This window comes from Bacillus sp. MMSF_3353, from assembly GCF_030733445.1.
GTDB lineage: Bacteria > Bacillota > Bacilli > Bacillales > Bacillaceae_G > Bacillus_A > Bacillus_A wiedmannii.
This window is the reverse complement of record NZ_JASHJA010000002.1, coordinates 313,954-326,434: the sequence shown is the minus strand read 5'-3', so window position 1 is coordinate 326,434 and position 12,481 is coordinate 313,954. Positions and strand designations below refer to the sequence as shown.

The 12,481-nt window shown below is 33.3% G+C and carries 12 protein-coding genes; all 12 read left to right on the top strand.

Annotated elements, in window-relative coordinates; genetic code table 11:
* Positions 1 to 9 precede the first annotated feature (9 nt).
* The 12 genes from RBB48_RS06920 to RBB48_RS06865 all read left to right on the top strand — a co-directional run bounded on the left by RBB48_RS06920 (position 10) and on the right by RBB48_RS06865 (position 12,472).
* Positions 10 to 1,299, top strand: coding sequence for a hypothetical protein (locus RBB48_RS06920; protein WP_098920620.1), 1,290 nt, complete (start codon positions 10 to 12; stop codon positions 1,297 to 1,299).
* A 23-nt stretch (positions 1,300 to 1,322) separates the two neighbouring features.
* Entirely contained in the window at positions 1,323 to 2,501 is a 1,179-nt protein-coding gene (locus tag RBB48_RS06915; protein ID WP_262719630.1) for a CDP-glycerol glycerophosphotransferase family protein, read from the top strand.
* A 90-nt stretch (positions 2,502 to 2,591) separates the two neighbouring features.
* Entirely contained in the window at positions 2,592 to 3,470 is an 879-nt protein-coding gene (rfbA, locus tag RBB48_RS06910; RefSeq protein ID WP_098148158.1) for a glucose-1-phosphate thymidylyltransferase RfbA, read from the top strand.
* 15 nt (positions 3,471 to 3,485) lie between these two features.
* A complete protein-coding gene (rfbC, locus tag RBB48_RS06905; RefSeq protein ID WP_306007481.1) occupies positions 3,486 to 4,046 on the top strand; it encodes a dTDP-4-dehydrorhamnose 3,5-epimerase in 561 nt (186 codons plus the stop codon).
* A 5-nt stretch (positions 4,047 to 4,051) separates the two neighbouring features.
* Positions 4,052 to 4,906 (top strand): dTDP-4-dehydrorhamnose reductase, encoded by an 855-nt coding sequence (gene rfbD / locus RBB48_RS06900; RefSeq protein WP_306007480.1) that lies wholly within the window; start codon positions 4,052 to 4,054, stop codon positions 4,904 to 4,906.
* A 1-nt stretch (position 4,907) separates the two neighbouring features.
* Positions 4,908 to 5,930, top strand: a complete 1,023-nt coding sequence (gene rfbB / locus RBB48_RS06895) for a dTDP-glucose 4,6-dehydratase (protein ID WP_087983256.1) — start codon at positions 4,908 to 4,910, stop codon at positions 5,928 to 5,930.
* Between the two features lie 141 nt (positions 5,931 to 6,071).
* Positions 6,072 to 7,460 (top strand): glycosyltransferase, encoded by a 1,389-nt coding sequence (locus RBB48_RS06890; RefSeq protein ID WP_137035387.1) that lies wholly within the window; start codon positions 6,072 to 6,074, stop codon positions 7,458 to 7,460.
* On the top strand, positions 7,461 to 8,618 hold the full coding sequence (gene cps2T, locus RBB48_RS06885; RefSeq protein WP_097907712.1) for a beta 1-4 rhamnosyltransferase Cps2T: 1,158 nt from the start codon (positions 7,461 to 7,463) through the stop codon (positions 8,616 to 8,618).
* Positions 8,619 to 8,764: 146 nt separating this feature from the next.
* Positions 8,765 to 9,679, top strand: coding sequence for a polyisoprenyl-teichoic acid--peptidoglycan teichoic acid transferase TagU (tagU, locus tag RBB48_RS06880; RefSeq protein WP_087985949.1), 915 nt, complete (start codon positions 8,765 to 8,767; stop codon positions 9,677 to 9,679).
* A gap of 98 nt (positions 9,680 to 9,777) precedes the next feature.
* Positions 9,778 to 10,596, top strand: a complete 819-nt coding sequence (locus RBB48_RS06875) for an SGNH/GDSL hydrolase family protein (protein WP_087985948.1) — start codon at positions 9,778 to 9,780, stop codon at positions 10,594 to 10,596.
* Positions 10,597 to 10,685: 89 nt separating this feature from the next.
* Positions 10,686 to 11,678, top strand: a complete 993-nt coding sequence (galE, locus tag RBB48_RS06870; protein ID WP_264461356.1) for a UDP-glucose 4-epimerase GalE — start codon at positions 10,686 to 10,688, stop codon at positions 11,676 to 11,678.
* 122 nt (positions 11,679 to 11,800) lie between these two features.
* Positions 11,801 to 12,472: a response regulator transcription factor gene (locus RBB48_RS06865; protein WP_306007479.1), complete on the top strand. Its 672-nt coding sequence runs from the start codon at positions 11,801 to 11,803 to the stop codon at positions 12,470 to 12,472.
* The last annotated feature ends 9 nt before the right edge of the window (positions 12,473 to 12,481 follow it).

Sequence of the window (12,481 nt, the reverse complement as noted above, 5' to 3'; positions counted from 1 at the left end):
CAAAAAAGTATGAAAAAACTTGAAAAAAATTTCACATATTTATACGTCACTTTACTTTTAATTATTGCAGGCAATACAACTATTACTCAAATGTTTTTATTTACCGGGGAAAGAAAATTTGGAGTTTTATCGAAAGAGCGTATAGTCTTATTGTTATATGTAATTACGGTAATTATCGGGATATTAGTTTCAAAAAAAAGCTTGCAAATTACATTTTCAAAAGTAAAAGCTTTTTATATTCTATTCGCATTTTTAATATCTAGTTTTATACTATCTTTTGTGAATTTATCCGAAGGTTTTGAGAAGATGACAGAAGTTTTCTTCTCTTATTATTGGGTTACTTTATTTGTAATTATACTGGGTATGAATATTAACTTTATGGAAGAAAAATATGTGAAAAGAGCCTTTTCTATGTTTTTCTTTATTCAATGTATACTTGGTATCATGCAATATACCTTTAATAAACCGTTTGTGTTCACTACTTTTAACGGAGAGCCGGTATTGAATACAATCTATTATTTAAATGGTATAAGTTCTGCAAGTGATATTTTATACTCAATGGGGGCACAAGTAAGGGCTTTTGGTTTAACGGATAGTGGGTTAACGTTGGGGTTATTTTCTTTAGCTTTATTTAGTTGTTATTTTTATAATCTATCTTCCTCAAATGGGAGAGAAAAAATGAGAGCTATTTTAATAATGTTAGTTGCATTAATTTGTGCATACATGACGATTACAAGAAATATTTATGTGACAGGTCTGTTTTTATTGTTGGTGTTATTATTCTTAAATAAGATTTCTTCAAAAAAAATCTTATTTGTAAAAACAATGTATGTTCTTTTGGTTATAGGAAATTTTTTATATGTATCATTTGCAGAAGAGCTTTTTGAATTTATTGCTCAAGTAATACCTGAGTTTAATATAGAAACATTATTTAGTCGATTAATAGGGTATCAGCAAGTTTTTAATAAGGTTAAATTTGATGTTTCTCATATACTATTTGGATCAGGTATAGTACCTTCACGTCAATTATATATAGATAATGACTTCTTATATACATATGCTAATATTGGCCTAGTTAGTTATGTACTAATGCAGATAATATATATGTATATATTATTTAAAGGGTTAAACGGCCTAAGGGCAAAAACGTATGATTCTGGATTTTTAAAAGGATTATTAATCTTTCTAGTAACATATCCTTTTGCGAGTTGGATTAGTACTGTTATTTATGTTTACTTTATTCTGGCTATTTTAGCGTATGTAATTATGAAAAATGAAGACAAAAAATTAAATACGTAAATGACTTTTAATGAGGTAAAAAAATGAACGAGAGTATTTTTAAAAACAAATATTTAAAATTGAAATATATTCCATATATAATTTTAGCCTTTTTAATAAATGGATTTATAAAGTTATTAAAATTAAAAAAGCAAAAGATTATTTTAATAGGTGGGCATTGTGGAGAAAAATACGGAGATAATTCAGCTGAAATTCATAAATATTTACTAAGGAAATACCCAGAGTTTAAAATTTATTGGATGATAAATAAAGAGGTAAATCCAGAAGTAGTGAATATAGAAGGAACTGTAATAAAAATAGGTGGGATAAAGAATTACCTTGCGTATTTAAATTGTGATGTTTGTTATTTTAGTCATTCATTAAGTACAGATATTGCGCCAGTAATTGATAAAATCTTGCCTGAAAGAAATAAACCTATTAGGGTACACCTTAGCCATGGAGTAGAGGGATTAAAAAGGAACATTTACCCCGAAAGAATAGAAAATGTAGATTTTTATATATGTAGCTCTGAAAATGAAAAGGAAATCAAGCAGACTGAATGGGGTATAGCTGAGAACAAACTAATTGTCACTGGGGTACCTAGGTACGACAGGTTATATCGTTCAAAAAATATAATTCCTCAAAAAAGTATCTTATACTTACCAACTTGGCGTGAGTGGTTATATGAAATGGAAGAAGAAGAATTTATGCAATCAGAGTTTGTTAGTAAAATTCAAAGGGTAATTAATGATGTAAAATTGAATCAGATATTAATTGAGGCTGGTTTTAGGTTGGAAGTTTTACTTCATCCGTTTATGCAAAAAAAAATACCCTTACTTCAAGAAAATAACATTAATTCGAATATTGTAATTTTAGGAGGAAATGAAGATATTTCCGATAAAATTGTAACTTCTTCGTTATTAATTACTGATTATTCAAGCGTGAGCTGGGATTTTCTTTATATGCGCAAAAATATTATCTTTTTCCAATTTGATCAAGAAAAATATTTAAATGAACGAGGTGCATATATGGATTTTAAAAAAGAACTCTTTGGTGAGGTAGTATTTTCAGTTGATGATTTAATTCAAAATATAAAGCAGCTATTGAATGATAGGTTGGAATATAATGATGAAATTATTAACTTTCAACGTGAGAAATTTTTCACCTTTTTTGATGATAAAAATTGTGAACGCGTAATTCAGCATACTCTAAATGTGGATTAGACAGTGAAGAGATTATATAGAACACTGAAGGAACACTTGGAGTAATTTAATAATAGATTCTAATTTAATTGAATATATGGAGGCATAACGATGAAAGGTATTATTTTAGCAGGTGGAAGTGGGACAAGATTATATCCATTAACAATGGTAACAAGTAAACAATTGTTACCTATATACGATAAACCAATGATTTATTATCCACTATCTACACTGATGTTAGCGGGAATTCGTGAAATTTTAATTATTTCAACACCAGAGGATACACCACGTTTTGAAGCTTTGTTAGGAGATGGATCTCAATTTGGTATTTCTCTTCAATATAAAGTACAACCAAGTCCAGATGGATTAGCACAAGCATTTATTATTGGTGAAGAATTTATTGGTGATGATTCTGTAGCGATGGTGCTAGGGGACAACATTTATTATGGTAGCGGAATGCGCAAAATGTTACAGCGTGCAGCTCAGAAAGAAAGTGGAGCTACAGTGTTTGGGTATCATGTACATGATCCAGAGCGTTTTGGTGTAGTTGAATTCGATGAGAACGGGAAAGTATTGAGTGTAGAAGAAAAACCGAAAGAGCCAAAATCAAATTACGCAATTACTGGTTTATATTTCTATGATAATCGTGTAGTTGAAATTGCGAAAAATGTTAAACCATCGGCACGTGGAGAATTAGAAATTACATCTATAAATGAAGCATATTTAAATAATGGTGAGTTAGAAGTTGAATTATTGGGTCGTGGTTACACATGGTTAGATACAGGTACACATCAAAGCCTTGTGGATGCAACAAACTTTGTAAAAACAGTTGAAGACCATCAAGGAATTAAAATTGCAGCACTTGAAGAGATTGGGTTTATTAATGGGTGGATTAATAAAGAAACTTTAACTGAATCAGGTGATCAGTGCTCTAAAAATGGCTATGGTCAATATTTATTAAAAGTAGCAAACGGTAGTATTAAATACTAATTTGGAGTGAATGTAATGAAAGTTTTAGATACAAACTTATTAGGTGTTAAAGTAATTGAGCCAAAAGTGTTTGGAGATCATCGTGGTTGGTTTATGGAAACGTATAGCGATAAGGCAATGAAAGAAGCAGGAATTGATCTACAATTTGTACAAGACAATCAATCATTTTCTGCAACAAAGGGAACACTTCGTGGCTTACACTATCAGTTAAATCCTAAAGCACAAACTAAGCTTGTACGTTGTACACGTGGATCAATCTTTGATGTAGCGGTCGACATTCGTAAGGGAAGTCCTACATACGGTCAATGGTTCGGTATTGAGCTAAGTGCAGAAAATAAAAAACATTTATTAGTTCCAAAAGGATTTGCACATGGATTTATGACATTAACAGATGATGTTGAGGTTCAGTATAAAGTTGATGAATTATATGCTCCGGAATGCGATCGAGGCATTGTTTGGAACGACGCTGAAATTGGTGTTGAGTGGCCAATGGAAATTCAACCAGTGCTATCTGAAAAAGACGAAAAAGCACCTTCATTAAAAGAAGCAGAAACTAACTTTGTATACGGGGAGTAAAAAAAATGAAAATTTTAGTAACCGGTTATAATGGTCAGCTTGGATATGACGTAGTAAAACGTGGAGAGAAGCAAGGACTAGAAATGCAAGGTATTGGAATAGAAGATTTAGATATTACAAACGAAGCTGCGGTTTATGAATTTGTAGATAAAGTAAAACCAGATGCAATTATTCATTGTGCAGCATATACGGCTGTTGATAGATCTGAAGATGATAAAGAACTTTGTTGGAATGTGAATGTAGAAGGTACAAAATACCTTGCTACAGCAGCAAAAAAATTAAATGCTAAATTTGTTTATATTAGTACGGATTATGTATTTGATGGAGAAGGAACGCATGCATTTGTAGAAACTGACGCACCTAATCCGGTTGGATACTATGGTTTAACAAAGTATGAGGGAGAAAAAGTAGTTAGAAGCCTAATAGATAACAACTTTATTGTGCGTATTTCATGGGTATTCGGTATTAATGGAAATAACTTCATTAAAACAATGCTTCGTTTAGGCAAAACACGTAATGAACTGAACGTTGTGGGAGATCAAATAGGGTCACCAACTTACACATATGACTTAGCTCGTTTATTAGTTGATATGGTTGTAACCGAGAAATATGGTACATATCATGCTACAAATGAAGGTTTCTGCAGTTGGGCTGAATTTGCACAAGAAATTTTTGAGATTGCAGGACAAGATGTAAAAGTAAATAGTATTACAACAGAAGAGTATCCTACTCGCGCAGTACGTCCTAAAAATTCACGTATGTCGAAGCAGAAATTAATTGATAATGGATTTGAGCCATTACAAGATTGGAAGAAAGCAACAAAACATTATATTACACAATTACAACAAGAGGTGAAATAAGTTGGAAAAAAAGAAAGTATTAGTTACAGGTGGCGCAGGCTTTATTGGGGGTAATTTTGTTCAGTATATGGTAAATAAATATCCTCAATATCATATCATTAATTTAGATGTACTTACATATGCTGGAGATTTAACAAAGCATAAAGATATTGAGGGTAAAGATAACTATTCATTTGCTAAGGTTGATATCGTAGACCGTCAAGCGGTAAACCAACTATTTGAACAAGAAAAATTCGATTATGTTGTTCATTTTGCTGCAGAGAGCCATGTTGATCGTTCAATTACTGAACCTGAAGTATTTATTAGCACAAATGTATTGGGGACACAAGTGTTATTAGATGCAGCAAAGGCGTATGGCATTACTAAATTTGTTCACGTATCAACAGACGAAGTATACGGCGAATTAGATTTTGATCCAACTACATTCTTCACAGAAGATACACCTTTACAACCAAATAGCCCATATAGTGCGAGTAAGGCTTCTTCTGACCTATTAGTTCGAGCGTATCATGAGACATTCGGTTTACCAATTAACATTACACGCTGCTCAAACAATTATGGACCATTCCATTTCCCAGAAAAATTAATTCCATTAACAATTTCACGTGTATTAAATGATGAAAAGGTTCCTGTATATGGGGACGGTAAAAATATTCGCGACTGGTTACACGTTATTGATCATTGTGCTGCAATTGATTTAGTTATGCATGAGGGTGCAAATGGAGAGGTTTATAATGTTGGTGGGCATAATGAGCGTACAAATTTAGAAGTAGTAAAAACTATTATTAGTACACTTGGCAAATCGGAAGAACTAATCGAGTTTGTTCAAGATCGACTAGGTCACGATAAGCGCTACGCAATTGACCCAACAAAACTAGAGAAATTAGGTTGGAAACCAACTTACACATTTGAAACGGGAATTGCTCAAACAATCCAGTGGTATTTAGATAATGAAGAATGGTGGAAAGCAATTGTATCGGGTGAATACAAGAGCTATTTTGCGAAACAATATACAAATCTATAAGCAATAGAGGCTATTAATATTAAGTATCATTTAATAGAATGATTTTGAGGTGAAGGTGATAGATTTTATTACCTTCATTTTTTTTGTAAATAATAACATGGAAAATTTATAATCCCATGGCGAAACTAAGGAGAGAACAAATTGAAAATATTGCATATTTCACTGGGATTACCCCCGTATCGCACAGGTGGGTTAACAAAATACTCAGTAGATTTAATGCATTCACAAGGACAAGAGCATCAAGTATTTCTTTTGTATCCGGGAAAATTCACTTTTTCGAAAAGGACAGCTATTAAGAAAAATAAACCATATGGAAGTATATCGGTATATGAATTAGTTAACCCTTTACCGATTCCTTTATTAAATGGAATTAATCAGCCTGAACATTTTATGAAGGAAATAGATCATAAGGTATATGAGGAATTTTTAATAGAATTAAAACCAGAGGTAATTCATGTACATACCTTGATGGGGATACACAAAGAATTTTTTGAAACGGCAAAGAAATTAGATATAAAAATTGTATTTACTACACATGATTATTTTGGTCTTTGTCCAAAAGTAAATTTGATGGACTCAAAAGGTAACATTTGTAATGATTTTGATGATGGGAAAAGCTGTATAGAATGTAATGTGAATGCATTAAGTCTTCCGATGGTTCATGTGATGCAATCGTATCCATATCGTTATTTAAAAGATAGTAGTATCGTAAAATCACTTAGAAAAATTAAAAAGAATCAGACTAAAAATAATACTGTAGCTACTAGGGTAGAACGAGAGATTGAAGAAATAGATGTGAATTTAGCGACGTATTATATAGAATTACGCGATTATTATTTAACAATATTCAAATTGATAGATTACTTCCATTTCAATAGTTCTATAGCAAAAGAGCAATTCGAAAAATATCTTGATGTGAATGGGAAGATAGTCTCTATTAGTCATCAAGATATTTCTGATTATCGTCAAGAGCGTAAAGTTAAACAAAGAGGAAATGAAGTAGTTAGATTAGGATATTTAGGACCCATAGATACCTATAAAGGATTTTATTCTTTAAAGAATCAATTGGATTCTTTAAAGGAAAAGGGATATACTAATTGGCATTTAGGAGTTTATGGTGATTTTGTAAATGATCCAGACACATATAATCCTAAATACTATACCTTTTATGGTCGTTATAATTATAATCAGTTAAAAGATATTTTTAATGAAGTTGATTTGTTAATCATCCCTAGTATTTGGAAAGAAACTTTTGGATTTATTGGTTTAGAAGCACAATCGTATGGTGTTCCAATTATGGTCTCTGAATATGTTGGTTTCAAGGACTTAGTACAAGATGGAGAAACTGGCTTTATATATAAAGTAAATAAGCATGATTTTATTGATAAATTATCAATGATTCTTGACGACACTTCATTGTTAGATTATATAAATGAAAACCTATTGAAATTGGATTTTCCTCATTTAATGGAGCAACATACTAAAGAAATAATAAACCTGTATCAAGAGGTAAGAGCGGGAGAAGAATAGATGAAACACGTATTTATTATTGGATCGAAAGGAATTCCAGCAAAGTATGGGGGATTTGAAACATTTGTAGAGTATTTAACAGAACGTAAGAAAAGTGAAGATATTCAGTATCATGTATCTTGCTTAGCGGATAACAATGAAGAATTTCAGCATAATAAGGCGAGATGCTTCAACGTGAAGACCCCTGAAATTGGGAGTGCGAAAGCTGTAGCGTATGATATATTGAGTTTAAGAGAGTGTATTAGTTATATTAAAAAAAATAATCTTAAAAACTGTATTGTATATATACTCGCATGTCGTATTGGTCCGTTTTTCTCTTTCTATAAAAGGAAGTTAGAAAAAATGGGTGTTCAAGTTTTTGTAAATCCAGATGGTCACGAATGGAAAAGAAGTAAATGGAGTCCGGCTATTAGAACTTATTGGAAAATATCTGAAAATCTAATGGTAAAGCATGCTGATTTACTGGTATGTGATTCTAAGGGTATTGAATCTTATATCCAAAAGGATTATAAAAAGCATGAACCAAAGACAACATTTATTGCCTATGGTGCGGATGTTACAACTTCTTCTTTAAAAGAAGATGACAGCACATTAATTGAATGGTATAAGAAACATGATGTAGCTGTGAATGAATATTATTTAGTAGTTGGTCGTTTTGTTCCAGAGAATAACTATGAATTAATGGTTCGTGAATTTATGAAATCCAATTCTAAAAAGGATTTTGTTATTATTTCTAATGTTGAAGAAAATCAATTTTATCAAGAATTATTAGCAAAAACGAAGTTTAATAAGGATTCACGTATTAAATTCGTTGGTACTGTATATGACCAAGATTTGTTAAGGAAAATTCGTGAAGATGCATTTGCTTATTTCCATGGACATGAAGTGGGTGGGACAAACCCATCATTATTAGAGGCGTTAGCGTCTACGAAGTTGAATCTGCTTTTGGATGTAGTGTTCAATAAAGAGGTTGGCGAAGAAGGTGCGGTTTATTTCTCTAAAGAAGAAGGTGCTTTAGCTAATTTAATTCAAGAAGTAGAGGCTTATTCTGAAGATGAAATTGATAAGTTAAGTAACAAAGCTAAAGATCGAATTATTCATGAATATTCGTGGGAGAAAATAGTGAATGATTATGAGGATTTGTTTTTAAATTCTTGATATATAAACATGTATGCCCTCTATTAATGAAATATTAGAGTAGCATTTAGTTTACAAGTCATTTACAAGTTATGTGTATATCCGTATAGTATTATATGGAATGAAATTTATAATGTTGAAATTGTTACCCGAAAGAAGGAAAAACGATGAAGAAAAAGATTCTATTTTGGATTCTAGGTATCATTGGTGTTCTTGTTATTGCTGGTGGTGTATATGCATATACTGTATATTCTAATGTGTCTAATGCGTTAAATACAGTGCATAAGCCTTTGGATCGTGATAAGTCCGATAAGCGAGATAAGAAAGTAGAGATTGCAGATAATAAACCTATATCTATTTTATTAATGGGTGTAGACCAAGAAGATAATGGAACAGGTAGATCAGATTCACTTATGTTATTTACTTTAAATCCAAAAACAAAATCTATGAAAATTACAAGTATTCCACGTGATTCTTATACAGAAATTGTTGGTAAAGGTAAAAAAGATAAAATCAACCACGCTTATGCTTTCGGTGGCATTGATATGTCTGTAAAAACAGTAGAGAATTTTCTTAATGTACCAGTTGATCATTACATCGAAGTAAACATGGCTGGGTTCAAAGATATTGTAGATGCTGTTGGCGGTGTTGATGTTAATAACGATTTGGAGTTTACATCGAGAAATCAGCATTTTGCTAAAGGTAATATCCATTTAAATGGTGAAACAGCATTAAAGTATACTCGCATGCGTTATGAAGATCCACGCGGTGACTTCGGTCGTCAAATGCGCCAACGCCAAGTTATTCAAGCTGTAATTAAAAAAGGTGCAAGTGTATCTTCTTTAGCAAATTATGGTGATGTATTAAAAGCAATTGAGAAAAATGTTAAAACAAGTTTAACGCAAGATCAAATGTTTGATATTCAAAAGAACTATAAAGATTGCATGGAGAATAGTGAAGAAATCCAAATCCCAGGTGACGGCCACAAAGCTGCTGATGGTATTTGGTACTACTACGTTCCAGATGCAGCGAAACAAGATATTACGAATAAGTTAAGAGCGCATCTTGAAGTGACTAAGTAATATGTAATAACCCAACTCCTTTGGTAGGAGTTGGGTTTATTTTTGCATGGATTTATATTAATATTATATATTGTGAGATTAATAGATGAGGTGAATCGATGAATAAGAAAGCAGTACTTGTCCTAGTTATTTTTGTATTGTTTGTCGCTTCGGTTGTGAGCGGTAAATTGTACTGGAATAAGAAGATTGCGAATGCGACGGGACAGACGAGTGAAGTAACGAAAACGAAGTCTGAAGTGAAAGATAGCGGAGCGAAGAAAGCAGAGAAAAAACAAGATGCGAAGTCATCTTTTAATGAAGCATATGCGAAGAATTTACCAGATGAAGTGAAAGAGAAGTTAAAGAAAGCTGCTGAGGATAAAAAGGTGGTAAACCTTGTTATTGTTGGTGATGAAGCTTCTTCATCTGAAAAAGATGCTTGGGCAGCTAAGTTAACGGCTAATTTAGAAACTGCTTACGGTAAAGGGTTATGGAATGTGACAGTAAAGGAATATAAGGGTGAAAGTACAGACGAGTTAATCACAAATAAACGTGATAAAGAGATTGCGAAAGAAAATCCAGATGTGATTTTATTTGAGCCACCGTTTATTACTGACAATGGTAAAACTGGTAATGGAAACTCTGTTGCGAGTACACAGAAGTTTGTGCACGCACTTTCTACTAGTGCAAAGGGTGCTACGATTATGATTCAACCACCAAACCCAGTGTATGGTGCGAAGAATTATCCGAAGGCGATTGAGGCGTTAAAGCAATTTGCGACGCAAAATGGTTATACATATGTGGATCATTGGGGAGCATGGCCTGATGCAGCAACGAAGTCTATCCTACCATATTTAACAGAAGAATTCGGTTTCCCAAGTGCTAAAGGACATGAAGTTTGGGCACAATATGTAACGGATTATTTCGTTGCTAAGTAATAAAGGTACACAAAAGGTATACGAGCAATCGTATACCTTTTATAATAAGTAAGTGAATAAGAAATCCTAATATATGTAGGAGGAAGACAATGAATTCAATTCTAATCTGCGGCGGAGCTGGTTATATCGGTTCTCACGCTGTGAAAAAATTAGTAGACGAAGGTTTATCTGTAGTAGTAGTAGATAACTTACAAACTGGTCATGAGGATGCAATTACGGAAGGTGCGAAGTTTTATAATGGCGACCTTCGTGATAAAGCATTTTTAAGAGATGTTTTTAAACAAGAGAATATTGAGGCGGTTATGCATTTCGCAGCTGATTCTTTAGTTGGAGTTAGTATGGAGAAGCCTCTTCAATATTATAATAACAATGTGTATGGTGCACTTTGCTTATTAGAGGTAATGGATGAGTTTAAGGTAGATAAGTTTATTTTCTCTTCTACTGCGGCGACGTATGGTGAGGTAGATGTAGACCTTATTACTGAGGAAACGATGACAAATCCAACGAATACGTATGGAGAAACGAAGTTAGCAATCGAGAAGATGCTTCATTGGTATAGCCAAGCTTCTAATTTACGTTATAAGATTTTCAGATACTTTAACGTGGCTGGTGCAACTCCAAATGGTATTATTGGGGAAGATCACCGCCCAGAGACGCATTTAATTCCTCTTGTACTGCAAGTGGCGTTAGGTCAACGTGAGAAGATTATGATGTTTGGTGATGATTATAATACACCAGATGGTACTTGTATCCGTGATTATATTCATGTTGAAGATTTAGTGGCAGCTCACTTCTTAGGACTTAAAGACCTACAGAACGGCGGAGAGAGTGATTTCTATAACTTAGGAAATGGTAATGGTTTCAGTGTAAAAGAAATCGTTGATGCAGTTCGTGAAGTTACAAATCATGAAATTCCTGCTGAAGTAGCGCCACGTCGTGCGGGAGATCCAGCACGTTTAGTTGCTTCTTCTCAGAAAGCGAAAGAGAAGCTAGGATGGGATCCTCAGTATGTAAATGTGAAGACAATCATTGAGCATGCTTGGAATTGGCATCAGAAGCAACCTAATGGGTATGCTAAATAAAATATAATAAGTGAAAGAGAGGGTATTGTCGTTCAACATATGTTCGACAATACCCTCTCTTTTTTTATAGGATTTTTGCTATACTAAACTGTACTATAATACGGGATGGAAGGAGGAGAATAATGAAAATACTTGTAGTTGATGATGAATCGAGTATTCGTAATTTGATTCGGATGCAGTTGGAGATGGAAGGGTATGAAGTGCTCACGGCGGCTGATGGAAGAGAAGCTTTAGAGAAATGGAATGAAGGACCGGATGTATTAATTTTGGATGTTATGCTTCCAGATACAGATGGGTACGAGTTGCTTCGTTTGTTTCGTGAGAAGAATAGGGATATTCCACTACTCATGTTAACTGCGAAGAGTCAGATGAATGATAAATTGCTTGGCTTGCAGCTTGGTGCAGATGATTATGTGACGAAGCCATTTAATTATGCTGAGCTTATTCTTCGGATTAAGAATATGACGCGGCGTGTGAAGAAGGCAGAGGTAACGGTAAGTCATGAAGTAATTGGGGCAGGAGAGATAACGATTTGTCCTAAGGAAAGAAAGGTACATGTTAGTGGACAAGAAATTCAGTTAACGTACCGAGAGTTTAATTTATGTCAGTTGTTTGTTTCCAATCCGCAGCGTGTATTTATGAGAGATGAGTTACTTGAGAAAGTATGGGGGTTTGAGTATATCGGAAATACGAGAGCGGTTGATATTATGGTGCAAAGACTGCGGAAGAAGCTAGGGAATAGCGGGGAATATATTAAGACAATTTATGGCGTTGGCTATAAACTAGATTGTTAAGTGGTGATG

What these genes read in the sequence shown, in the direction of transcription:
- RBB48_RS06920 (WP_098920620.1), top strand. Translation starts at nt 10, where the DNA reads ATGAAAAAACTTGAAAAAAATTTCACATATTTATACGTCACTTTACTT.
- RBB48_RS06915 (WP_262719630.1), top strand. Translation starts at nt 1,323, where the DNA reads ATGAACGAGAGTATTTTTAAAAACAAATATTTAAAATTGAAATATATT.
- rfbA (WP_098148158.1), top strand. Translation starts at nt 2,592, where the DNA reads ATGAAAGGTATTATTTTAGCAGGTGGAAGTGGGACAAGATTATATCCA.
- rfbC (WP_306007481.1), top strand. Translation starts at nt 3,486, where the DNA reads ATGAAAGTTTTAGATACAAACTTATTAGGTGTTAAAGTAATTGAGCCA.
- rfbD (WP_306007480.1), top strand. Translation starts at nt 4,052, where the DNA reads ATGAAAATTTTAGTAACCGGTTATAATGGTCAGCTTGGATATGACGTA.
- cps2T (WP_097907712.1), top strand. Translation starts at nt 7,461, where the DNA reads ATGAAACACGTATTTATTATTGGATCGAAAGGAATTCCAGCAAAGTAT.
- tagU (WP_087985949.1), top strand. Translation starts at nt 8,765, where the DNA reads ATGAAGAAAAAGATTCTATTTTGGATTCTAGGTATCATTGGTGTTCTT.
- RBB48_RS06875 (WP_087985948.1), top strand. Translation starts at nt 9,778, where the DNA reads ATGAATAAGAAAGCAGTACTTGTCCTAGTTATTTTTGTATTGTTTGTC.
- galE (WP_264461356.1), top strand. Translation starts at nt 10,686, where the DNA reads ATGAATTCAATTCTAATCTGCGGCGGAGCTGGTTATATCGGTTCTCAC.
- RBB48_RS06865 (WP_306007479.1), top strand. Translation starts at nt 11,801, where the DNA reads ATGAAAATACTTGTAGTTGATGATGAATCGAGTATTCGTAATTTGATT.